The sequence below is a fragment of the Actinosynnema sp. NPDC050801 genome (assembly GCF_040673975.1).
Lineage (GTDB): Bacteria > Actinomycetota > Actinomycetes > Mycobacteriales > Pseudonocardiaceae > Actinosynnema.
The window spans coordinates 870,455-892,511 of sequence record NZ_JBFAQZ010000001.1 but is presented as its reverse complement, the minus strand read 5'-3'; the positions used below and the strand labels follow the sequence as shown (position 1 = coordinate 892,511).

At 72.0% G+C, this 22,057-nt stretch carries 20 protein-coding genes; 6 read left to right on the top strand and 14 right to left on the bottom strand.

The genetic code is table 11. From position 1 onward, the window contains the following. Positions 1-429: 429 nt before the first annotated feature. Positions 430-1,599, top strand: a complete 1,170-nt coding sequence (locus AB0K14_RS04480) for a cytochrome P450 (protein ID WP_360461865.1) — start codon at positions 430-432, stop codon at positions 1,597-1,599. Between the two features lie 125 nt (positions 1,600-1,724). Here AB0K14_RS04480 and AB0K14_RS04475 read toward each other — a convergent pair whose 3' ends face one another. Beyond that, positions 1,725-2,267, bottom strand: a complete 543-nt coding sequence (locus AB0K14_RS04475) for a peroxiredoxin-like family protein (protein ID WP_360461868.1) — start codon at positions 2,265-2,267, stop codon at positions 1,725-1,727. Positions 2,268-2,342: 75 nt separating this feature from the next. On the opposite strand from AB0K14_RS04475, the gene AB0K14_RS04470 reads away from it, so the two are divergent. Beyond that, positions 2,343-2,951: a TetR/AcrR family transcriptional regulator C-terminal domain-containing protein gene (locus AB0K14_RS04470; RefSeq protein WP_360461871.1), complete on the top strand. Its 609-nt coding sequence runs from the start codon at positions 2,343-2,345 to the stop codon at positions 2,949-2,951. 216 nt (positions 2,952-3,167) lie between these two features. Here AB0K14_RS04470 and AB0K14_RS04465 read toward each other — a convergent pair whose 3' ends face one another. From AB0K14_RS04465 to AB0K14_RS04455, 3 genes are all read right to left on the bottom strand, one after another. Further along, positions 3,168-3,476: a hypothetical protein gene (locus tag AB0K14_RS04465; RefSeq protein ID WP_360461874.1), complete on the bottom strand. Its 309-nt coding sequence runs from the start codon at positions 3,474-3,476 to the stop codon at positions 3,168-3,170. After that, complete coding sequence (locus tag AB0K14_RS04460; protein ID WP_360461877.1) at positions 3,460-3,699, bottom strand: DUF397 domain-containing protein; 240 nt, start codon at positions 3,697-3,699, stop codon at positions 3,460-3,462. Before AB0K14_RS04460 ends, AB0K14_RS04465 begins: the two co-directional genes overlap by 17 nt. A gap of 130 nt (positions 3,700-3,829) precedes the next feature. After that, positions 3,830-4,705 carry a helix-turn-helix transcriptional regulator gene (locus tag AB0K14_RS04455; protein WP_360461880.1) on the bottom strand — a complete coding sequence of 292 codons (876 nt, stop codon included), beginning with the start codon at positions 4,703-4,705 and terminating at the stop codon, positions 3,830-3,832. A 215-nt stretch (positions 4,706-4,920) separates the two neighbouring features. Here AB0K14_RS04455 and AB0K14_RS04450 point away from each other — a divergent pair, with 215 nt between their 5' ends. Continuing rightward, complete coding sequence (locus tag AB0K14_RS04450; protein WP_360461883.1) at positions 4,921-5,754, top strand: SAM-dependent methyltransferase; 834 nt, start codon at positions 4,921-4,923, stop codon at positions 5,752-5,754. A 78-nt stretch (positions 5,755-5,832) separates the two neighbouring features. On the opposite strand, the gene AB0K14_RS04445 is transcribed toward AB0K14_RS04450, so the two are convergent. From AB0K14_RS04445 to AB0K14_RS04415, 7 genes are all read right to left on the bottom strand, one after another. Next, positions 5,833-6,642, bottom strand: coding sequence for an alpha/beta hydrolase (locus AB0K14_RS04445; protein ID WP_360458287.1), 810 nt, complete (start codon positions 6,640-6,642; stop codon positions 5,833-5,835). A gap of 13 nt (positions 6,643-6,655) precedes the next feature. Continuing rightward, complete coding sequence (locus tag AB0K14_RS04440) at positions 6,656-7,330, bottom strand: DUF998 domain-containing protein (RefSeq protein ID WP_360458009.1); 675 nt, start codon at positions 7,328-7,330, stop codon at positions 6,656-6,658. After that, positions 7,327-8,043, bottom strand: a complete 717-nt coding sequence (locus AB0K14_RS04435; RefSeq protein ID WP_360458012.1) for an SRPBCC domain-containing protein — start codon at positions 8,041-8,043, stop codon at positions 7,327-7,329. Before AB0K14_RS04435 ends, AB0K14_RS04440 begins: the two co-directional genes overlap by 4 nt. 2 nt (positions 8,044-8,045) lie before the next feature. Continuing rightward, complete coding sequence (locus tag AB0K14_RS04430; RefSeq protein ID WP_360458015.1) at positions 8,046-8,630, bottom strand: helix-turn-helix domain-containing protein; 585 nt, start codon at positions 8,628-8,630, stop codon at positions 8,046-8,048. A gap of 304 nt (positions 8,631-8,934) precedes the next feature. Further along, a complete protein-coding gene (locus tag AB0K14_RS04425) occupies positions 8,935-9,426 on the bottom strand; it encodes a methylated-DNA--[protein]-cysteine S-methyltransferase (RefSeq protein ID WP_360458018.1) in 492 nt (163 codons plus the stop codon). 15 nt (positions 9,427-9,441) lie between these two features. Next, positions 9,442-10,899 (bottom strand): AlkA N-terminal domain-containing protein, encoded by a 1,458-nt coding sequence (locus tag AB0K14_RS04420; protein WP_360458290.1) that lies wholly within the window; start codon positions 10,897-10,899, stop codon positions 9,442-9,444. A gap of 125 nt (positions 10,900-11,024) precedes the next feature. Beyond that, a complete protein-coding gene (locus tag AB0K14_RS04415; protein WP_360458021.1) occupies positions 11,025-11,210 on the bottom strand; it encodes a hypothetical protein in 186 nt (61 codons plus the stop codon). Between the two features lie 295 nt (positions 11,211-11,505). Here AB0K14_RS04415 and AB0K14_RS04410 point away from each other — a divergent pair, with 295 nt between their 5' ends. Then, a complete protein-coding gene (locus AB0K14_RS04410) occupies positions 11,506-15,564 on the top strand; it encodes an AAA family ATPase (RefSeq protein WP_360458024.1) in 4,059 nt (1,352 codons plus the stop codon). On the opposite strand, the gene AB0K14_RS04405 is transcribed toward AB0K14_RS04410, so the two are convergent. Continuing rightward, positions 15,543-16,484: a glycosyltransferase gene (locus AB0K14_RS04405; RefSeq protein WP_360458027.1), complete on the bottom strand. Its 942-nt coding sequence runs from the start codon at positions 16,482-16,484 to the stop codon at positions 15,543-15,545. The two genes, AB0K14_RS04410 and AB0K14_RS04405, sit on opposite strands and share 22 nt — an antisense overlap. A gap of 69 nt (positions 16,485-16,553) precedes the next feature. Between AB0K14_RS04405 and AB0K14_RS04400 the strand changes: the two genes are divergently transcribed. Beyond that, the gene (locus AB0K14_RS04400; protein ID WP_360458030.1) at positions 16,554-17,027 is read left to right on the top strand and encodes a DUF2165 domain-containing protein; all 474 of its coding nucleotides are present in this window, start codon (positions 16,554-16,556) and stop codon (positions 17,025-17,027) included. A 95-nt stretch (positions 17,028-17,122) separates the two neighbouring features. Here AB0K14_RS04400 and AB0K14_RS04395 read toward each other — a convergent pair whose 3' ends face one another. Together AB0K14_RS04395 and AB0K14_RS04390 are read right to left on the bottom strand one after the other, a co-directional pair. Continuing rightward, positions 17,123-19,582: a LuxR C-terminal-related transcriptional regulator gene (locus AB0K14_RS04395; RefSeq protein WP_360458033.1), complete on the bottom strand. Its 2,460-nt coding sequence runs from the start codon at positions 19,580-19,582 to the stop codon at positions 17,123-17,125. After that, positions 19,579-20,883 (bottom strand): Hsp70 family protein, encoded by a 1,305-nt coding sequence (locus AB0K14_RS04390; RefSeq protein ID WP_360458035.1) that lies wholly within the window; start codon positions 20,881-20,883, stop codon positions 19,579-19,581. Before AB0K14_RS04390 ends, AB0K14_RS04395 begins: the two co-directional genes overlap by 4 nt. Positions 20,884-21,106: 223 nt before the next feature. On the opposite strand from AB0K14_RS04390, the gene AB0K14_RS04385 reads away from it, so the two are divergent. Continuing rightward, positions 21,107-22,039, top strand: coding sequence for an IniB N-terminal domain-containing protein (locus AB0K14_RS04385; protein ID WP_360458038.1), 933 nt, complete (start codon positions 21,107-21,109; stop codon positions 22,037-22,039). Positions 22,040-22,057: the final 18 nt, after the last annotated feature.

Genomic DNA, 22,057 nt, shown 5'->3' with positions numbered 1-22,057 from the left:
TGGCAAGGCATTGCCGGATCGAAGTGAAGCTGCACGGCACTTCACTACACATCGCCACAGATCACTTCACTAGGCCGTTCGAGTCACCACTTCGGCACTGACCCGCAAAATTACGGGTGACACCGCGACATACATGATATCCGCAGGTCAGATGCCGTGTACGAGCCATCCGGTCAGCGCATCGAAGATTCCCGCGCACGTGTGCCACTGGCTGCGTTATTCCGCCTGGCGCGAGCGAACCAGAAAACGATCACAGCGATGCGTCACGTTCCGAAATGGACCATTGGTCTCATCGAACCACAATTTCATCTGGTCGGGTGTCATGCCACTAACACACCTACGCCACACTGGCATCACCATGGCTTGCATAGGTGCCATGTAGGTGCCATAGTGGTGCCACATCGACCACAACGCCTTGGGGGAACGACCATGTGGGACACCAACCCGCAGCAGTTCTGGCTGCGCGGAGAACGGCCCGGCCACGTCGTGGGGTACGACGAGGAGCTGGGCTTCTGGAACGTCAACGGCTACGACGAGACCGTCGAGGTCCTGGGTGACTGGGCCCGGTTCTCGTCCGACACGACCCGGCTGCTGCCCGCCGTGGACGACACGCTGACCGCCGGCAACCTCATCCAGATGGACCCGCCGGACCACCGCAAGCTGCGCCGCCTGGTCACCCACGCGTTCACGCCGAAGGTCGTGGCCGACCTCGCAACGCGCATCACCGAGCTGACCGGCGAACTCCTCGACGACGTCAGCGGTGACGACTTCGAGCTGGTCCGCGACCTGGCCTACCCGCTGCCGGTGATCGTGATCGCCGACCTGCTCGGCGTGCCGAGCAGCGACCGCCACCTGTTCAAGCTGTGGGTCGACAAGCTGTTCGAGAGCACCAACCAGTTCTCGCTCAACGACGACGCGGCCAAGCAGCAGGAAGAGCTGCGTGACCGCGTCGAGAGCTTCCAGCCGATGCTGGACTACCTGGGGGAGCACGCCGCGCAGTGCCGCCGCAGCCCTCGCCCCGGGTTGCTCAACGACCTGGTCCAGGCCGAAGTGGACGGTGAACGCCTGACCGACGCGCAGGTGGTGAACTTCGCGAGCATCCTGCTCGTGGCGGGCCACATCACGACCACCATGCTGCTGGGCAACACCGTGCTGTGCCTGGACGCGAACCCGGACCAGCTCGCGGCGGTGCGCGGGAACCGCGCGCTCATCCCGTCGGCCATCGAGGAGTCGCTGCGGTTCCTCACCCCGTTCGCGGCGCTCGCGCGGGTCACGAACAAGCCGGAGGTGCTCGGCGGCGTCGAGGTGCCCGCCGACCAGATGCTGCTGCTGTGGATCGGCGCGGCCAACCGCGATCCGCGCCGGTTCACCGACCCCGACGTCTTCGACCTCACCCGCGACCCCAACCCGCACCTGGGTTTCGGCCGCGGCGTGCACTTCTGCCTCGGGGCGCCGCTGGCCCGGCTGGAGGGCCGGCTCGCGCTCGACGTCCTGCTGGACCGCTTCCCGCGGCTGCGCACGGACCCCGACCGCAGGCCGACGTTCATGCCCTCGCCGAACCTCACCGGCGTGCAGTCACTCCCGCTGCTGATCGACTAGCGACCGACCGGACGTCCTCCACGGGGTGGACGCCCACCTGGTGGAGGACGTCCTCGGGGTGCCGACTCCGCAAAGTCGAACGCGTGTTCGAGCCGTCCACAGCTGGGGACAACCCTGTGGACAACTCAGTTCTTGCTGCTCAGAGGCTGTGCACGGGCGAGCAGTTCGTCCACCGACCACTGGTCGTAGGCGTGTTGTCCTCGCTTCTCCGCGACGACCGAGCCGTCCGGCGCGATGAGGAAGTCGGCGGGCAGGCCGAGCCGTCCACCCGCCGTCCTGGGCAGTGGACGACGGCCGCGCAGCAGGGGGCCGACGGCCTGGGCCACGCCGCGCGTGATCGCGCCCCACGCGCGCGGGTCGAGCACCGAGCGCGGCTTGGACTCCACGCCGAACTCCACGTACAACCTCTTCTCCGGGTCGCCGACCACGGCGAACGGCAGGTCGGCGACGTGCGGGCGCAGGTCCGCCGCCGTGGAGTGGAACACGACCACCTCGGTGATGCCGTGCGCGGTGATCTCGTCGTGCCGCTGGACGATCGACCGCAGGTGCAGGTTGCACACCGGGCAGCCGGCGAAGCGGCGGAACTGGAGGTGCACCAGGCGGTCCGGGTCGGGCACCCGCACCGCGCCGCCGAGCACGGCTTCCCACTCACGTGCGCTGACCTTCACGTTTCCCCCTCGACGTTCGTAAGCGTGCACTGTACTCCTACAGGTTTGCGCGTAACTTGTACGCTGTCAAGCGTCATGCCGCGTCCCAAGTCGCTGACCACGTCCGCGCTCGCCGCCGCCACGCTCGCCGTCCTGGACCGCGACGGCCTGGCGGCGCTGTCGATGCGCGCCGTCGCGGCGGAGTTGGGCATGGGGACGATGTCGCTGTACCGGTACGTCGCCGACCGGGACGAGCTGGAGGCGCTGGCGGTCGAGCACATGGTGTCCGGAGTGGACATGGAACCGCCGAAAGCGTTGTGGGACAAGCAGATCACGGTCCTGGTCGAGAGGATCCGCGCGGCGATCGCCGCGCACCCCAACGCGGTTCCGCTCACCATGGCGCACCGGCACCGGTGCCCGAGCCTGCTGCGCTGGGGCGAGGCCGTGCTCGCGGTGCTGACCCGCGCCGGGTTCACCGGGGAACAACGGGTGATCGCGCTGCGCGCGGTGCTCGGCTACCTGATCGGCGCGACCGAGATCGAGCACCGGAGTCCGTTGGCGGGCCTGGGCACCGACTCGATGTCGGACCTGGGCGAGCACTACCCGCTGCTGGCCGAAACCGCCGCCTCGGCCCGGACGATCACGCCGGACATCGAGTTCCGGCGCGGCCTGGACATCGTGCTGAGCGGACTGCGCCGCCCCTGAGCCGGTGCCCCGGGGGCGGCGGTGTGGCCGGTGCGGAGACCGAAGCCGACCTCGGCCTCCGCACCGAAACGCGACGAACACGGAGTTGCGCTCCGAGCGTGGCGTCGACATCGTCTGGCGCGGAGTCGACTCCCGCTGCGTCTCCAGGTCAGGTTCGCCGTGAGAGGGCGCCAACCCTCTCGTCCCGTCCGCCACCGCGGACGCGGACGGGAAGCCTTACGGTGCCTGATCGTCGTCGGGCAGGTCGAGCAGTTCTTCGAGCACGTGCGTGGCCGGTCCGCGACGGCGCCACGAGAACCGACTGGGAGACATGAGGTTCGCCTCGTCGGCGGGCATCCGCATGGCGACCACGTCGTCCTCGGTGTGCAGTCGCACGACGTCGATGACGGCGTCGTGCGCCCGCACGCCCACCACCGCCGCCAGCTCCCCCCTGGCGTCACGGGGGTGGAGGAATTGGAACCCGCGCGCGATCAACTCGCGCAGCTGGAACGTGGTGCGGGAGGGGTGGTCAGTCGACGAAGTCATCGAACTCCCCGTCCCGGGCCCCCGCCACGAACGCGGCCATCTCCGCTCGCGTGTAGACGAGCGCGGGGCCTTCGGGGAACCGGGAGTTGCGCATGGCGACGTCGCCGCCGTCGAGGACGGCGAACTCCACGCAGTTGCCGATCGCGTCGCTGTAGGAGCTCTTCGTCCACGTGACGCCGTTCAGGTCGGCCGCGGACATGCCGTTGAAAACCTTGGTGGCCATCGACAACACCCTCCAAGCCTGAGATGCATCTGCACGTGCATCCGGTTGTGCACGGACCGTAGCACCGGGTGGTGCACGGGTAAATGCACGTGCAGATGCGGAGCGTGAACTTCGCCCGTAAGGACGAAGATCAGAGTTCCGCCCGCCGCTTGGCGAGCATCTGCCGGCTCCGGTCGGGTGTCTCGGCATCGACCGTGAGCCGGTCGAACACCCGGCTGTAGATCTCCAGCTCTTCGAGTTTGTCCAGGTAGAGGGCACCGGCGAGGTGTTCGAGGTAGACGATGTCCGGCAGGTCGGGCTCGCCGAACCGCAGCATCGCGAAGGGGCCTTTCGCCGCGTAGCCGCCCAGCGGGAACGGCACGATCTGAAGGGTGACGGGACCGTCCTTGGTCACGCTGAGCAAGTATTCGATCTGGTTGACCAGGACCTGGCGGTCGCCGATGGTCCGGTAGAGCACCGACTCGTCCATCACCGCCCACACCCTCGGCGCTCCCGACCGGGCCAGGATCTTCTGCCGGTTCATCCGCAGCGCGACCCGCCGCCGCACCTCCGGGGTCACCAGCTCCGGCCTGCCGTGGCTGGAGATCGCCGTCGCGTACTCCTCGGTCTGGAGCAGACCGGGCACGAACTGCGTCTCGTAGATCAGGATCCGCGACGCCGCCTCCTCCAGGCCCACGTAGTCCTGGAACCAGTCCGGCATCAGGTCGGTGTAGCGGTGCCACCACCCCGGCGAGTTCGAGCGGCGGACCATGTCGAGGAACTTCGTCCGCTCGTCCGGGTCGTCGACGCCGTACATGGTCAGCAGGTCGCTCACGTCGCGCTCTTTGAGGCCGACGCGGCCGAGCTCCATCCGGCTGATCTTCGACTCCGAGCCGCGGATGGCGTAACCCGCGTCCGCCCGGCTGATCTCGACGGCCTCGCGCAGCCTGCGCAACTGGGCGCCGAGCACGATCCGCAGCGCGGTGGGACCGCTTTCCCTCTCCGGCGTGGACCCGCCACCCGCCATCGCCGATCCTCCAGACCCGTCGTGCCTGTCCCACCCGAACAGCGGTTGTGCCCGAGGAGGCCCGACTCGCATCGTCACTGAACGTACACCCATGATCTTGCCCGGTCAGAGGTACGACGTTCACTAACGCGTTGAGCCCATACCCTTACGCTGACCGGACTGTGACGCGGTGCACAAGAGATCAACCCCCTTCCCCGTAATGCGAGGTCACCACAATGCCGGGTACGTCCTCGGACGCCGCCGCCCCCGTCTACATCGACACCACCAAGGCCAGCATCGCCAGGGTCTACGACGCCTTCCTCAACGGCAAGGACAACTACGAGATCGACCGCGAAGTGTTGCGGCGGGTCCAGCAGGTCGCGCCCGAGGCGACCACGTTGGCCGTGGACAACCGCAGCTTCCTGATCCGCGTCACCCGGTTCGTCGCGAGCCAGACGGGTATCAACCAGTTCCTCGACTGCGGGTCCGGACTGCCCACCGCGGAGAACACCCACCAGGTGGCCCAGCGGATCAACCCGGATGCCCGAGTGGTGTACGTCGACAACGACCCGGTGGTACTGGCCCACGGCCGGGCGCTGCTGGAGGAGAACGACCAGACGCACTTCTCCGCGGCCGACATCTTCAAGCCGCAGGAGATCCTGAACGACGAGGTCGTGCGCAGGCACATCGACTTCAGCGAGCCGGTGGCGCTGTTCCAGCTGGGCACGATGCACCACTACAACGGCGACTCGCCCACGTCGGCCGAGATCATGGCGGAGTACATCGAGGCCCTGCCGTCCGGCTCGTACGTGGCGGTCTCCCACTTCCTCGACCCGGAGACCGAGGAGCACTCCGCCATCGCGCGGCGGATGGAGGACACGTTCCTGCACTCGCCGATGGGCAGCGGGCGGTTCATCACGATGGGCGCGCTGCGGGAGCTGTTCGACGGCTTGGAGCTGGTCGAGCCGGGTCTGGTCATCTGCGCGGACTGGTGGCCGGACGGCCCGCGGCTCAAGGAGCTCGACGCGGTGAGCTACTGCATCGCGGGTGCGGTGGGCCGCAAGCCCTGAAGCCGTCCGCGCGACCGGGTGGTGGTCGAGGACGTCCTCGACCACCACCCGGTCGCGTGGGTCCGACGCCCGGCGGCGTCAGCGCCGGAAGAACTCGACCAGCACCGGCGCCGTCGCCGCGGCCTTGACCACGTGCGTCTGTCCGGACAGGACGGTCAGCTCGCCCTGCGGCAGGGCCGAGGCCAGGAACCGTTGCGCGTTGCGCATGTACTCGGGGCTCTTGCCGCCCGCGATCACCAGTGCGGGCACCTCGGCGCCGGCCCACCGGTCGGCGGGCGGCGGCGTGCCCCGCTGGAACTCGCCGACCAGCGCGAAGTCGTGAGACAACGTGTGCGCGACGGCCTTGAGCTTCTTCCACGGCGGCATCACCTGGAGCACCGCGACGAAGAAGCCCGGCGTGCCGACGGAGCGCATGAACAGCTTCACCGCGTCGCCCCGGCGTCCCTCCGCGACCGCGCGCTCGATGCGCTCCGGCAGGTCCGCGGCCATGGGTGGGTGGGTGTCGTCGACGATCATCGGCGACTCGTAGATCGCGATCCGCTCGGCCGCCACGCCCCGGTGCGCCGCCTCGGCGACCAGCGTGCCGCCGGAGGACATGCCGAACAGGTGCGCCGACCCGCCCGCCTCCGCGATCAGCGCGGCGACGTCCTCGACCTCGCGGTCCACGTCGTGCGGTGCGCCGCCGCCGCTCTCGCCCCGGCCGCTCTCGCCCCGGCCGCGCCGGTCGTAGGTGTAGACGGTGAAGTGCTCGGCCAACGACTTGGCCAGGGCCGTCGCGGGCCCGAAGGCGCGGTGGCACAGCGCGCCGTCCACGATGATCAACGGCGGTCCGGACCCGATGCGCGTGTAGGCGATCGCGGTGCCGTCCTCGGAGACAACCTGTCCCACCGTCATCAGTCCCTCAGACCTCGGAGCGCAGCTTCGCCGCGACGGCGGACACCCACAGCCAACCCACGACGGCGCCGCCGTACAGCAGCACCGTGCCGGAACCGGTGCCCAGGAAGGGCATCGGCGCGAGCGACAGCACGCCCGCGGCGACGCTCGCCCGTGCCCACGGACCGGTCAACTTCCTCGCCAGCACGAAGAACGACGCCACCAGCGCGGGGAACGCGACGAAGAACGCCACGCCGTGCAGCACCCCGTGCCACGACAGCTCCGCGGCCTGACCCGCGGGCGCGCCGGCCGGGAAGCCGAACGCCGGGTCGGCCACGAACACGCCGCCGGCGACCATGCCCACCGCGAACACCCCGATCAGCACCGGCGCCCACCGGCCGACCAGCCCGGTGCGGTGCGCGCCGACCGCGGCGGCCAGGAACAGCAGTCCGGTGAGGACGAAGTTGGTGATCTGCACCCAACCGCCGTCACCGAGGGAGAGGAAGCTGAGCGGGTGCCGGGTGAGGTCGAAGCCCTCGCGGGTGAACGCCTGCGCGAAACCGGTGACCAGGTAGAGCGGACCGGCCAGGACGCCGCAGCCGAGCAGGAGCCTGGTGGTGCCGGCTCGCGTTCCGCCGCGGGTCCGGCGGTCGACCTCGGGGTGGATCCCGTCGCGGATTTCCTTGGCGTGCAGGGTGGTCATGCCAGGTCTCCCATCCAGGTCGACCAGGTCCGCTCGTCGCGGTGGTCGTCGGTGAACACGTGGTGCATGGCGATCAGGACGCCGGGACGTCCCTGGAAAAAGCGGTACATCGCGCCGGCGGTGCGGATGCCGACGGTCTGGGCGTTGGCGAAGTAGACGACGCCGCCCTCGCCGTCGAGCGTGACCCGGTCGCCGGTCGCGGGCGCGGTGTCGAGGCCGAGCTTGCGGCCGAGGTCCACCCACATCCCGGGCCAGTCCGCCACGGGCGGGCCGAAAGCGGTGACCGGCCGCGCGGTGCGGCCGGCGAAGTGGCGCAGGTAGGTGACGAGGGTCTGCCAGAACATCTCGCCGCCCGCGGTCATGGCCTCGAACTCGTCCTCCCAGTCGTCGCCGGGCAGGAAGCCGCTCGCCACCATGCGCAAGACCGTGCTGCCCTGGTCGCGGCCCTCGATCAGGAACTCGTAGGCGACGAACCGGCCGTCGGGCGCCTTCTCGCCGCCGTAGGCCAGGTGCTTGCCGGGTTCCCAGGCGGTGACCGGGTGGGCGGGCTGGTAGCCGCCGAAGGCCTGTCGGACGACCGCGCCGGGCTCGACGTCGTTGGAGCCCATGAACCAGGAGTCGATGCCGGGGCCGGTGGCGATGGCCTCCCAGACCTGCTCCGGCGTGATGCCGTCCAGCCGGACCTCGTTGACGCCTTCGAACGGGTGACCCATGGTCATTCCTTCGGGATGCTGGGGTGGACGGCGACGATGACGCGGTGCGCGCGTCCGCCTGCCGCGGTTTCGTCGTGGTACTTGGCGACCAGGGTCGTGACGGCGGTGGCCAGCTCCTCGGCGAACGCCGCGCGGTCGGCGGCGGTGGCGAAGCGGACCTCGCCGTCGAGCGCGAAGGTGGCGACCTTCTTGTCCGCCTTGGTGGCGCCGGTGATGAGCGCGCCGACGTCGCGCACCAGGCGTGCGGCGACGGCCAGCAGCCAGCGGGCGGACAGCCGGTCGGGCGCTCGCGCGGGGTCGGGCTGCACGGCGGCCAGTGCCGTCGGGGAGATGACGTAGGACGCGGCGGTGGCGCGCATGACGCGTTCGGTCATGTTGCCCTTGCGGCGTTCCTCGGCCAGCTCGACCAAGCCGTGCTGCTCCAGGGTGCGCAGGTGGTAGTTGACCTTCTGCCGGGGCAGGCCGACCTTGGCCGCCAGGGTGGTCGCCGAGTTCGGCTCGGCCAGCTCGGCCAACAACCTCACCCGTACCGGGTCCAACGAGACCTCGGCGACCGCCGGGTCTTCGATCACTGCCACGTCAAGCATGGCACCACCCTCGCACCGACAACTCTTCTTGTCAAGACAACCGAACTTGTCGGCCTCGCGTGTCGAACCTTCAGGTCCCGCGTGTCGAACCCTCAGGTCCCGCGTGTCGAACCCTCAGGTCCCGCGTGTCGAACCCTCAGGTCCCGCGTGTCGAACCCCCGTGTCCCGCGTGTCGAACGCTCAGGACCCCCGAGTTCCACGTCCGGAACGTGGAATTCGGGGGTCCTGGAGGTTCGACTCGGGGGTCCTGGAGGTTCGACTCGCGGGCGCTGAGCGTTCGACTCGCCGGTTGTGTGGGGGTAGGTCAGAGGGGAAGTCGGTAGGAGGTTGAGCCCTGCTCGAAGTCGAGCAGCCGCCGCTTGCGCTCCAGCCCGCCGCCGTAGCCGGTGAGGTCGCCGTTGGCGCCCACCACCCGGTGGCACGGCACGATGATCCCGATCGGGTTGCGGCCGTTGGCCAGCCCGACCGCCCGCGCGGCCGACGGTCGGCCGAGCCGCTGGGCCAGCTCCCCGTACGTCACGGTCTCGCCGTACGGGATCTCGGCCAACGCCCGCCACACGGTCCGCTGGAACGGCGTCCCGATCGGGTCCAGCGGCAGGTCGAACACGGTCCGCGTACCCGCGAAGTACTCGGCCAGCTGCGTGATCACGTCCCCGAACGGCGCGGTGTCCTCGGGGCCGAACGAGTCGTCCGGCGGGCGGTGCCGCTGCTGTGTCATGTAGAGGCCGGACAGCACGTCGTCGTGCGCGACCAGCGTGAGCGGTCCGACGGGGCTGTCGACGGTGGTGTGGCTCATCCGGCGAACGTCCTTTCAGGCGGGCAGCCGGTTGACCGCGTGGTCACCGGTGGCCCAGAGGTATTGGACGGCGTACGCCCGCCAAGGGCGCCACGCCCGGGCACGCCGCACGAGGGCGGCGGGTGTGTCGGGCAGGCCGAGGGCCCGGGCGGCGATGCGGATGCCGAGGTCGGTGGGGATGAAGGCGTCGGGGTCGCCCAGCGCGCGCATGGCGATCACCTCGACCGTCCACGGCCCGAACCCGGGCAGCGCGAGCAGGTCGGCCCGCGCCTTGTCCCAGTCCGCGCCGACGCCGAGGTCGAGCGAACCGTCGGCCAAGGCCTCCACCAGCGCCCGGAACGCGGTCTTGCGGGCCTGCGGCATCGCCAGCACGGCGGGGTCCAGCGCCGCCAACGCCTCCGGCGTCGGGAACAGGTGCGTCAACCCGCCGTCGGTGATCGGCTCGCCCGCGGCGAGCACCAGCCGACCGGCGTGGGTGCGCGCGGCGGCCGTGGACACCTGCTGCCCGAGCACCGCGCGCACGGCGAACTCGGCGGCGTCGACCGTGCCCGGCACGCGCCGCCCCGGTCCCGCGTCGACCACGGGCGCGAGCACCGGGTCGGTGCGCAACTGCTCGTCCACCGCGACCGGGTCGGCGTCGAGGTCGAGCATCCGGCGGCACCGGGCGATGGCGATCGACAGGTCGCGCAGGTCGCTCAACGACAGCTTGCACGCCACGTGGTCGGCCTGCGGCGTCAACGACACCACCCCGTGCCCGTGCGGCAGGCGCAGCGTGCGCCGGTACGCGCCGTCGCGCCACTCCTCCACCCCCGGCACGCCGGTCGCCGCGAGGTGCCCGAACAGGTTGTCCGGGCGCAGCGGCGCGCGGAACGGCAGCCGCAGCGACAGCGAGCCGGGCGTGTCGACGGCGGGACGCCTGCGCGTGCGCAGGTCCGTCGGCGACAGCGCGAACACCTCGCGCACCGTCTCGTTGAACGCCCGGACGCTGGCGAAGCCGGCCGCCTGCGCGACCTCCGCCATGGGCAGCGCGGTGGTCTCGATGAGCAGCCGGGCGGTCTGCGCGCGTTGCGCCCTGGCCAACGCCAGCGGGCCCGCGCCGAGTTCGCCCAGCAGCAGCCGTTCGACCTGCCGCACGCTGTAGCCGAGCCGGGCCGCCAGTCCGGGCACGCCCTCGCGGTCCACCACGCCGTCGGCGATCAACCGCATGGCCTTCGCCACCGAGTCCGCGCGGTGGTTCCACAACGGCGAACCCGGTGACGCGTCGGGCCGGCACCTCTTGCACGCCCGGAATCCGGCTTGTTGCGCCGCCGCCGCACTCGGGTAGAACCGCATGTTCTCGACCTTGGGCGGCACCACCGGACAACTCGGTCGACAATAGATCCGGGTGGTCAGGACCGCGGTGAAGAACCACCCGTCGAACCGGGCGTCTTTCGACCGCACGGCCCGGACACATCGTTCCGCGTCTTCGTGCACCGCACCAGCATCGGTCACCGCGCCACCCGTTGGCCGGCGGAAATGCGACACGGACGGAAACGCGCTCGGACCCGTCGCGCCGCACCGCTTTGTGCGACGCCCGCACGGGACCGGTCGGGCACCGGCTAGTGGTGCGCCGGGGCGGCGAGCCTGGCCAACAGGTCCAGTCTCACCTCGGCCCGGTCGCGACCGCTCGCGTCGAGCACCGTCCGCAGGATCGGGCAGACCCGTGCTTCACCGGGGATCGCCCGGTCCTCACGGGCCGTGACCGGCGGACGCGTGGCCCGCACCGGGTCAACTCCGGTCTGCATGACAGGTCGCCGCACCGTTCCACCGGCCGGGCCGGTTCGGTGCACACCGCTGAGAAGACCCCCAGGACCCCTCAGCGACGATGGAGCTGCCACTCGCGGTAGTTGCCTGCGAAACCACTTCGACCGGTCCCTTCGCACAACTTGGACGACGTCACCGGAACGTCCCGGTCAGCTTGTCAGCGCGAGTCGTTAGGGTGGACTGAGAAGAGCTCCACCGGTCGGCAAACGACCTGTTCACGCGCTCACATCCGGTTTTCCGGTCCGGAACACCGGACCTCTAGGAGGCACGCCGCGGATGGCTGGTTCCGGTCAGGGGTCGGGTCCCCGTGCCGTGTTCGCGGAGCGCTTCGCGCTGCTCTACGCCGAAGCGGGCGACCCTCCGCTGAAGAAGGTGACCGAGTCGGTCGGCCGCGCGCGACGCATCGACGAGCACGGTCGGCCGGTCCGGGCGACCGCGCAGCGGGTCAGCGACTGGCGCCGCGGGCGCAACGTGCCCGCCCGGTTCTCGGCACTCTCGGTAGTCCTGGAGATCCTCATCGGCGAGGCGCGCAAGTCGCGCCCGCAGCCGCCCGCGACCGGTCTGTACGACCTGGACGCGTGGCGGGCGCTGTGGGAGGAGGCGTTGGCCAGCCCCGTGTCGGTGCCCGACGAGGAGGACCCGCCGAGCTCCGACGAGATCGGCGTGTGCCCGTACCGGGGACTGGCCGCGTTCCAACCGGAGGATTCCAGTTGGTTCTTCGGCCGGGAACGCAGCACGGCCGCCTTGGTGTCCCGATTGGGCAGTGCGGCGGAAACCGGCGGAATCGTCATGCTGGTCGGCGCTTCGGGTGCCGGTAAATCGTCTCTGGTGCGCGCGGGCGTGATTCCGTCCATTCGCGACGGCGCATTGGCGCTGCCCGGTTCGACGAATTGGCCGGCCGTGGTCATCACGCCCGGCGCCGATCCGGTGAAGGAATTGATCCGAGAGGTCCCGGAATTGGCCGGGATCATGGACATGGCGTTGACCCTGGACGGGATGGACCAGGACCTGGTGGCGTCCGGGCACGGCCCCGACACGTTCCTCGGGCAGACGCTGATGGGTGTGCTGCGGTTCGCCGCGCAGATCCGGGCGGCGTTCGCGGCCTACGCGGCGCGGCACGGCGGCGACCGGGTGGTGGTCGTGGTGGACCAGTTCGAGGAGGCGTTCACGCTGTCCCCGGACGAGAACCGGGTGCAGGTGTTCGTGCAGGCGCTGCACGTGGCGTGCACGCCCGCGGTGCCCGGCGGCACGGCGCCCGCGGTCGTCTTGGTGGGCGTGCGGGCCGACTTCTACGGCCGCTGCCTGGCGTTCCCGGAGCTGGCCGACGCGTTGCAGGACCGGCAGATGGTGCTGGGGCCGATGACGTCGGCGGAGCTGCGCGAGGCGGTGTCGCGGCCGGCGAAGGCGGCGGGCCTGCAACTGGAGCCGGGGCTGATCGAGCTCATGCTGCGCGACCTGGGCGTGCGCAGCGGGCGGGCACAGGCCAGGGGAGGGCAGGGCGCCTACGACGCGGGTGCGTTGCCGCTGCTGTCGCACGCCCTGCTGGCGACCTGGCAGCGCAGGCAGGCGGGCAAGCTGACCATCGCGGGCTACCGCTCGGCGGGCGGCATCCAGGGCGCGGTCGCCGCCACGGCGGAGCGGGCGTGGGCGGACCTCGCGCCGGAGGCGCAGCTCGCGGCGCGGCCGTTGCTGCTGCGGCTGGTGCGCGTCGGCGAGGACACCCAGGACACCCGCCGCCGTTCGACCCGGCACGAGCTGGTCGAGCAGGCGTCGAACCGGGCCGCGGGCGAGGAGGCCCTGGAGGTGCTGGCGCGGGCCCGGCTGGTCACGCTCGACGCGGGCTCGGTGGAGATCACCCACGAGGCGCTGTTGCAGGCGTGGCCGCGGCTGCGCAGCTGGATCGACCAGGACCGGGAGGGGCAGCTGCTGCGGCAGCGGCTGGAGGAGGACGCGGTGACGTGGGCGGGTCAGGACCGCGACTCGTCGCTGCTCTACCGGGGCGCGCGGCTGGAGACGGCCCGGCACTGGGCGGACGCGGCCGGTCGCGAAGGGCTGACCGGCACCGCCCAGGACTTCCTCGCGGTGTCGATGCAGTACCGCAGGCGCGCCGCGTGGGGCAGGCGCGCGGCGGTGGCGAGCGTGGTCGTGCTCGCGCTCATCGCGGCCACGGCCGCGGTGCTGGCCGTGCGGCAGCGCGACGACGCGGTGTTCCGGCAGGTGGTGGCGGAGGCGGACCGGTTGCAGGAGTCCGACCCGTCGCTGTCGGCACAGCTGGCCCTGGTCGCGCACCGGATGCGGCCCGACGACCGCGACGTGCAGACCCGGCTGCTGTCCACGCAGACCTCGCCGTTGGCGAAGCCGCTGATCGGGCACACCGGGCCGGTGTACCTGACCTCCTACTCCCCCGACGGCAAGTTCCTCGCCACGGCGAGCTTCGACCAGACGGTGCGGCTGTGGGACCTGCGCGACCCGGACGACCCGAAGCCGCTGGGCTCGCCGCTGCCCGGCCACCGCAGTTGGGTGACCTCCGCGGTGTTCAGCCCGGACGGCCGGACGCTGGCCACCGCGGGCAACGACGAGACCGTGCGCCTGTGGGACGTCAGCGACCCCGAGCGCCCGCGCTCGCTGGGCCAGCCGCTGATGGGCGGCAACGGCACGGTCTACCTGCTCGCGTTCACCCCGGACTCCCGGACGCTGGTCACCGCGAACGGCGACACCACCGCCCGGCTGTGGGACGTGACCGACCCGGCCGCGCCGCAGCGGCTGGGTGAACCGCTCGGCCTGCACACCGGCCAGGTGCGCTCGGTGGCGTTCAACCACGACGGCTCGCTGCTGGTCACCGGCGGTGACGACAAGACCGCCGTGGTGTTCGACGTGCGCGACCGGCACCACCCCGAGCCGCTCGGCGAGCCGATCACCGGGTTCGACCACACCGTGCGCTCGCTGGCGTTCAGCCCGGACGACCGGCTGCTGGCCGCCGGCAGCGAGGACCACAGCGTGCGGCTGTTCGACATGTCCGACCCGGCCGCGCCCCGGCTGCTCGGCCGCCCGGTGACCGACCACACCGAGGGCGTGTGGTCGGTGGCGTTCAGCCCGGACGGCCGGGTGCTCGCCTCGGCCGGCGGCGACGGCACCACGCGGATGTGGAACATCACCGACCCTGCGCACCCCCTGCCGGTCGGCAAGCCGCTGGCCGGGCGCAACGGGATCGTGTACGCGGTGGCGTTCAGCCCGGACGGCCGGACGCTGGCCACGGGCAGCCACGACTCGGTGGTGCGGTTGTGGTCGGGGCCGCCGGGCGTGCTCGTGGGGCACTCGGCGCGCACCGTCGGCCCCCGCTTCACCCCCGAGGGCCACCACCTGGTGTCGGCGAGCGAGGACGAGACCGTCCGGGTGTGGGACAGCAGCGACCCGCGCAACCCGACGTCGGCCGCGGTGTTCTCGCACGGCGCGGGGGTGTGGTCGGTCGCGTTGAGCGACGACGGGCTCACGCTGGCCAGCGTGAGCGACAAGTCGGTGCGGCTGTGGGACCTGTCCGACCCGCACCTACCGCGACCGCTGGGCGAGCCGATCGAGGTGGGCACCCGCTACAGCTCACCGGTGGCGTTCCGGCACGACGGGGAGGTCCTGGCCACCGGCTCCGACGACTCCTCGGTGCAGCTGTGGGACATCGCGGACCCGGCGAACCCCAAGCCGCTCGGGCGCCCGCTGGTCGGCCACTCGGAGTACGTGCACTACGTCGGGTTCACCCCGGACGGCAAGACGCTGGTCACGGCGAGCGCGGACAAGACCGTGCGGCTGTGGAACGTGACGGACCCGGCCGCCGCGCAGCCGCTCGGGCAGCCGCTGACCGGGCACTCGGGCGCGGTCCGGGCGGGCGACATCAGCCCCGACGGCCGCACCCTGGTCACCGCGAGCGACGACCGGACGATCCGGCTGTGGGACATGGCCGTGCCGAACCGGGTCAAGCAGATCGGCACGCCGCTGACCGGGCACGTCGAGGCCGCGGTGACGGTGGCGTTCAGCCCGGACGGGCGGACGCTGGCCAGCGGCGGTGACGACCGCACCATCCGGCTGTGGGACGTGCACGACGTCCGGCGGCCCACCGCGGTCGGCCAGGTGCTGACCGGGCACGAGGGCGGGCTGCGCGACATCGCGTTCAGCCCGGACGGCCAGCGGTTGGCGTCCACCAGCTCGGACAGCACGGTGCGGGTGTGGGACCTGAACCTCCAGCACGTGATCGAGCGGATCTGCACCAAGACCAAGGGCGTGCTGCCGGAGGAGCGGTGGCGTGAACACCTGCCGCAGCTGGACTACGAGCCGCCCTGCCCCTGATCGCCCTGTCCTTGATCGCCCTGCCCCGGGTCGCCGTGTCGCAGGGACCGGTCGAGGGCCTTGAGCGAGCCGTCGAGCAGGTCGAGCTCGAAGCGGCGCGGGTCGTCCACGCCCGGCCGGTAGGCCGCCATCAGGTCGTGGGCCCGGTCGAACCACGCCCGCAGCCGCGGCACGTCGACCGGCCGGTCCTCGGCGACGGCGTGGGCGACGAGGAGCTCGAACTCCTGCCGCAGCAGCTCCGGCTTCGGCCGCTGCGGGTTCGTCCAGTCGTCGGCCAGCACCGGCCGCATCCGGCCCGCGTGCCGGTTCCAGTGCAGCAGCAGGGCGAGGTCGGCGGTGAAGCCCTCGGGCAGCTCCTCCGGCCACAGCTCGCGCAACGCCGCGCGTTGACCGGACCACGGCGTGGTGCCGACCTTCGGCAGGATCTCCGGGAACAGCCTGCCCGCGAGCGGCGCGAAGAACCCGTGCAGCCACAGCTGCGGGTAGACCGGCCGCCAGTACAGGTCGGACACCGTCACGTCGGCCAGGCCGTCGAGGATCGGCCCCACCAGCAGCTCCACCAGCGTCCGCTCGCCGAAGTAGCGCAGGTCGCCGTCGACCAGGCACACCACGTCGCCGGTCGCCGCACGCAGGCCGTGGACGATCGCGTTGCCCTTGCCCGCCGGCGACTCGACCACGGTCGCGCCCGCCGCGCGGGCCACGTCGGCGGTGTCGTCGGCGCAGCCGCTGGCGCTCACCACGACCTCACCCCGAACCTCCATGTGGTCCAGACCGCACCGGGCCTGGGTGACCACCTCGGCCACCGTGGCGGCTTCGTCGTGCGCGGGCACGAGCACCGTCACCGTCCCTGACCTGCGGCGCAGGGTGCGTTCCCGAGCCAGGTCCAAGCCGAGCGCGGGGTCGATGGACGGCCTGGTCATGTGAATTCCTCTCATGGACTTCCGGCGGATCGTGACTACGTTCTACAGATCATGCGTTCACTTGCCAGGGTGGGGAGCCCGCAAGCCGCGATCGCGGCGCTGACCGGGATCACCGCGCTATACATGGGTCTCGTGGTGTTCGGGAACATCACCGACTACGAGACCAACCACGCGTTCGTGCAGCACGTGCTGGCCATGGACACCACCTTCGGGTCGCCCAACACGACGTGGCGCGCGATCACCGACCCGACCGTCGTGACCATCGCGTACGTGCTGATCATCGTCTGGGAGGCGGTCACCGCGCTGGTGCTGCTGGCGGGCCTGGTGGCCTGGCTGCGGCGCCGCGAGGAGGTCGCGCGCCGGCTGTCGTCCACGGGCTGGGTGATGCAGGCGCTGCTGTTCGGCGGCGGCTTCATCGCGATCGGCGGTGAGTGGTTCCTCATGTGGCAGTCCAAGGACTGGAACGGTCTGACGCCCGCGTTCCAGAACTTCGTGATCGCCGCGCTCGGCCTCATCCTGTTGCACGCGACCAAACGGGACTGACGTCCCCCTTCCCCCGTCCGCACCCGACCGGAGGTCGTCGGCACCCTGACGGCCTCCGGTCAGGCTCCGGCTCGGCCGGCCGGTCGCGGACCCCGCTAGCCGACGATCTGGCGGAGCTGGTCCAGCAACTCCGCCCGGCTGGTGCAGCCCAACCTCTGCCGGATCCGGGCCACGTGGTGCTCGACCGTCTTCGCCGAGATGAACAGCCGGTCGCCGACCTGCTTGTAGGTCAACCCGCCGACGACCAGCTCCGCCACCTCGCGCTCGCGGTCGCTGAGCTTGTTCGCGTCGGCCTCCACCGCGGGCTCGGGCTGCTTGCGCGTCGTCGCCGCGGTGCGCCCCTGGAGCAGCCGGGCGCAGTCGAGCAACCGCACCATCGCCTGGCGGTCCGACGTCCGTATCGCCGCCTGACCGGCCAGCCTGGCCGCGTCCCACCACTGGCCGACCGCCTGCAGGCCGCGGGCGGACTCCTCGACCTGGTCGGCGTCCACCTTGCCCGCCACCACGTCCAGCCAGCTCTCGGCCGCCGTCGACACGATGCCCGCGTACCGGCTCTGGTCACGGCACGCCGCCAGCGACGCTGCGTGCTCCTCCGCGACCGACGTCTCCTCCGCGATGATCGCCGCGTGCAGCGCGCTCCAGTGCAGCGGCACGGCCCACAGCGGCGGATCACCCAGGTCCCGCAACAGGTTCCGCGCCGCGGTGAGGTGCGGCGCCAACCGGTGCTGGTCGCGCAGCCGTGCCGCGGCGGTGGCGAACTCGCCCAGCGGCAGGAACGTGAACAGGTCGACGGGGTGCCGCAGCACCGCCTCGCACGCCTGCTCCCACGTCCGCTTCAACGTGGCCAGGTCGCTGTTGCGCCGCGCCACGCCGATCTCCAGCGCCACCGCGAACAGCCAGTCGCGCGGCTCCAGCGGCCGACCGGCCTTGCGCAGCGCCACCAACGTCTCCCTGGCCTGCGCGAGGTTCCCGCGCTGCATCGCGATCCACGCCCGCAGCAGCCGGTGCCGCACCACCATCAGCGCACCGCCCGACGACGTCGCCATCGCCCGGTCCAGCACCGATTCGGCGACGCCCGGCTCACCGCTGTGCAATGCCACCAGCGCGGCCAGCGCAGCCGGCGTGTCGGGCAGCAGCACCGCCCGCCCGGCCGGCTCCAGCAGCCCCGCCGCACGCATCAGGGTGGACAACGACGTGGTCGCGGACGACGTCACCGACTCGACCACGCCCCGCGCCATCAGGGAAGCGCCGCCGTCGAGCATGGTCGGCGGCGCGACCGGCAGCGCCGCGGCGGGCAACCGCCCCGTCCCGACCTCGCCGATCACCGCGAACGCCGACGACGTCGAGCTCGACGACCACCGGTGCAGCTCGGTGCCGCGGGCCAGCTGACCCCGGTGCGCCAGCGCGATCCCGGCGACCTCCGCCGCCGCGCCCCGGTGCTCCCGGTCGCCGCTGGAGATCACCTGGTCCGCCAACCGCAGCGCCGCGTCGAGGTCGCCCGCCATCGCCGAGGCCACCGCCCGCCGCACGGCCACGTCGGCGCCCGCCGTGCCGATGGCCGCCAGCAGCCGTGCCGCCAACGCCGGGTCGACGGCCAACGCCTCGTCGGCCGCCGCGCGGAACGCCTGCGCCATCTCCGGCCCGACGACACCCGCCTGGTTGCCCGCACCGCCCGCGGTGATCAACGGCCGCACCAGGTCGAGCACCGGACCGCCGGACCGCAGTTGCAGCTCGGCCAACCGCTGCCGCACGGCGATGCGGCGGTCGGTCCGGCTCAACGCCGCCACGGCCGCCCGTGCGACGGGCAGCAACGTCCCGTCGGCCGCCACCAGGCCGGTGGCCCGACCGGCCTCGATCACGTCGCCCACCGCGTCGGCGTCGACCCCGAGCAGCCCGCCGAGCAGGTCCAGCCGCAGCGCCGCGCCCGCCTCGGCGGCCAGCAGGTACTTCTGCACGTCGGCGTCCAGCCAGTCCAGGTCGACCCGGAACGACGCCACCACCTCGGGCGTCAGCTCGGCCGCGGTCAACCCGGCCAGCCGCCGCACGAACCGCGGCACCCCGCCGGTCTGCTGGTGCACGAAGTCCACCAGTCCCCGCGCGGACGCGGGCAGCAGCGACCGCACCTGGTCCCGGGTGAACGGCTCCAGCATCAACGACGGCCGCGCCCGGCCCAGCGACTCGGCCAACGCCGCCAGCGCGCGTGACCGCGGCCAGGGCCGGTAGGCCACCACGACGTGCTCGTCCCCGCGTTCGACCAGGGAGCGCAGCGACAGCAGTTCGGCGTCCGGCAACAGGTGCGCGTCGTCCACCACCGACGCCCGCGCGCCCGCGTCCTCGAACGCCCGCGCGATCTCCCGCAGCACGGTGGTCTTGCCGTACCCGCCAGGCGCGACGACACCGAGCCGCACCGCCGCGCCGGAACCGTCGGCCGCGGAACCGACCGCGGCACCAGCCGCGCCGGCACCAGCCGTCCCCGAACCGACCGCCGCGACGGCGTCCAAGACCTGCGAGACCTGCGGGGACAACACCGGGCGCGCGGTCGTGCTCGGGCTCAACGGCCATCCTCGCTGTCACGGGCGCGACGCCCACCGGTCGGCACGAGCCCGCGCACGACGCGCTTCACGGTGCGCCGCTCCGGCAGGTCGAGCGGTGTGATGTCGACGGGCGGCCGGGGCGGCGGCGCGGTGAACTCCGCGTCCGGCACGTCCAGGCCACCGACGGGGAACCTCAGCAACGGGTCGTCGTCGCGCACCATCACCGACGTCTCGATCGGCTCGGGCTCGGCGTCGGGTCCGACCACCAGCCGGCGGGCGGCCAACGCCGCGCCCTTCACCACCGACGTCTCGGGCGCCGCCTCCAGCACCACGCGGCCGGGCACGGACGCCGCGATCAGCGGGATGCGGGCGCTACCGCCGACCAGCACGGTCATCTCCACGCCACCCGCGCCGAGCACCACCCGGTCGAACACCGAGACGGCCTGCTCGACGTCGGCGCGGACCAGGTCCTCGAACTGCGCCCTGGTGATCGGCACGTCCACCCGACCGGACGGCAGGTGCACCGGCACGGACGTCTCCACCACGCCGGACAGCACCCGCTTGGCCGCCTCGCAGTCGCGGCGCAGCCGCCCGAACAGGCCCCTGGTGCGCGGGTCGTCCGCGTCCAGTTCGGCCAGCTCACGCCCGAGTGACGACCGGACGTGCGAGAACACCGCGTCGTCGAAGTCGACGCCCGCGGCCTGGTCGACCCCTTCGGCGGTGGCGAGCAGCTCGAACCCCCGGCCCACGGCGGACGCGCCGAACCCGTGGCTGCCCAGGCTGAACACGCCGAGCGAGCGTGCGCTCGACCGGGTGAACGCGTGGTTCTCGGCCGCCGCGACGGGTTCGGGCACCAGCGACGCCTCGACCCCCACCGACCGCAGCGCCCGGTGCATCAACCCCTTCGCGTGAGCCCCCCAGCCGGCGGGGTGCGCGAGCACGACGTGCGCGGGGCGTTCGCCTTCACGGGCGGTGACCTGGTCGACCACCCACATGACCATGAGCGCGGTCAGCTCCTCCGCCGGGCACGGCTCGGCGGAGCCGGCGTCCGCCGCGGGTCCGAGCACGACCGGCACCGGGTCGCCGACCCGCCGGGCGAAGCCGGTGGCGGTCCACCGCGGGTCACCGGGCTCGCCGACCGCGAACGCGCCGTCCGCGGTGAGCTGCAGCACCGACGCCACCCCGCCGCCCGGACCGCCGAGGCCGACCGGCTCCGGCTCACCGCGCCCGGTGCCGCCCAGCCTGCACACGGCCGCCGCGGTGCGGGTGGTGCCCACGTCGACCCCGAGGACGTACGGCAACTCGGAGGCCTCCTCACTCACCTGAACGAACTACAGGAGTACCTACACGGGTGACGAGAGGGTCACAAGCGCATCCCCTAATCCCCTAGGGAGTGAACGACAACCACCCCATAGTGGTTGCGGTATCTACTGGGAGTAATCCCCGATGGCTGGTGATCCCCCCGCCCATACGTTGATCACCAGGCCGGACCACACCCCTGCCGGGCCGGCTACCCGCGTCCTACTTGACCAGGAGACATCCATCATGGGCTCCAGCCCCAACACGCTGCACGACTTCGTCCTCGACCTGCTCAGCGACCCCACCGCGTTGGCCGACTTCCAGGCCGACGCCGAGGGCACCCTGGCCGCAGCGGGCCTGAGCGACATCAGCGCCCTGGACGTGCAGGAAGTCATCCCGCTGGTGCTCGACTACGTGCCGACCGGGAGCCTGCCCGCTCTCGACGGCTCGCTGGTCGAGGACCTGCCGCTCGACCTGGTCGACGCCGGTCAGGCCGGCGCGATCTTCCGGCTCAAGGCCGTCACCGACCAGCTCGCCGTGTCGGGTGCCACCGGCGCCGGCGACGTCAAGGCGGCGGTGGCGGGCACGCTGAGCGCGGACGCCGACGGCCTGTCGGTCTTCGGCGGCGTGTCGAGCTGGGACCTGCTCGACGGCGCCGCCTCGGCGACGCTGTCGGTCGAGGGCGACTTCTCCGCGGTGGGTGACGTGACCGACACCCTGGACGGCACGTTGGCCACCGCTACCGGTCCGGTCGAGGGCCTGACCGGCACGGCGACCGGCACGCTGGACGGTGCCGTCGCAACCGCGGGTGGGGTCACCGGTTCGGTGGCGGACGTGGACAGCCTGACCAGCACCGCGTTCGGCACGGTCGACACGCTGACCGGCGTGCTCGGCGACGTGACCGGTGGCCTCACCGGCAACCTGCCCGCCGTGGACGGCCTGGGCGGCGTCGGCGACCTGGGCGGCCTCGGGGACGCGCTGGGCGTCGCCGGCTCCGCGCACGGCTCGGCCGACTTCGACACCCACGGCGCCGCTCCCCTGTCCGGCGTGACCGACACGGTCGCGGGCGTCGCGGACACCGCCGGCGTGGGCGGCGTGGTGAGCAACGTCACCGGCGCCGTCGACGGTCTGGACCTCCCGGTCGTCGACTCGCTCGGCGTGGACGACCTGCTCTTCTGAGACTGATCCGCCACCGGA

Coding starts and splice junctions, on each gene's coding strand:
- AB0K14_RS04430 (WP_360458015.1), bottom strand. CDS start 8,630: ATGCTTGACGTGGCAGTGATCGAAGACCCGGCGGTCGCCGAGGTCTCG.
- AB0K14_RS04415 (WP_360458021.1), bottom strand. CDS start 11,210: ATGCAGACCGGAGTTGACCCGGTGCGGGCCACGCGTCCGCCGGTCACG.
- AB0K14_RS04385 (WP_360458038.1), top strand. CDS start 21,107: ATGGGCTCCAGCCCCAACACGCTGCACGACTTCGTCCTCGACCTGCTC.
- AB0K14_RS04480 (WP_360461865.1), top strand. CDS start 430: ATGTGGGACACCAACCCGCAGCAGTTCTGGCTGCGCGGAGAACGGCCC.
- AB0K14_RS04455 (WP_360461880.1), bottom strand. CDS start 4,705: ATGGCGGGTGGCGGGTCCACGCCGGAGAGGGAAAGCGGTCCCACCGCG.
- AB0K14_RS04435 (WP_360458012.1), bottom strand. CDS start 8,043: ATGGGTCACCCGTTCGAAGGCGTCAACGAGGTCCGGCTGGACGGCATC.
- AB0K14_RS04440 (WP_360458009.1), bottom strand. CDS start 7,330: ATGACCACCCTGCACGCCAAGGAAATCCGCGACGGGATCCACCCCGAG.
- AB0K14_RS04405 (WP_360458027.1), bottom strand. CDS start 16,484: ATGACCAGGCCGTCCATCGACCCCGCGCTCGGCTTGGACCTGGCTCGG.
- AB0K14_RS04450 (WP_360461883.1), top strand. CDS start 4,921: ATGCCGGGTACGTCCTCGGACGCCGCCGCCCCCGTCTACATCGACACC.
- AB0K14_RS04470 (WP_360461871.1), top strand. CDS start 2,343: ATGCCGCGTCCCAAGTCGCTGACCACGTCCGCGCTCGCCGCCGCCACG.
- AB0K14_RS04410 (WP_360458024.1), top strand. CDS start 11,506: ATGGCTGGTTCCGGTCAGGGGTCGGGTCCCCGTGCCGTGTTCGCGGAG.
- AB0K14_RS04425 (WP_360458018.1), bottom strand. CDS start 9,426: ATGAGCCACACCACCGTCGACAGCCCCGTCGGACCGCTCACGCTGGTC.
- AB0K14_RS04460 (WP_360461877.1), bottom strand. CDS start 3,699: ATGGCCACCAAGGTTTTCAACGGCATGTCCGCGGCCGACCTGAACGGC.
- AB0K14_RS04465 (WP_360461874.1), bottom strand. CDS start 3,476: ATGACTTCGTCGACTGACCACCCCTCCCGCACCACGTTCCAGCTGCGC.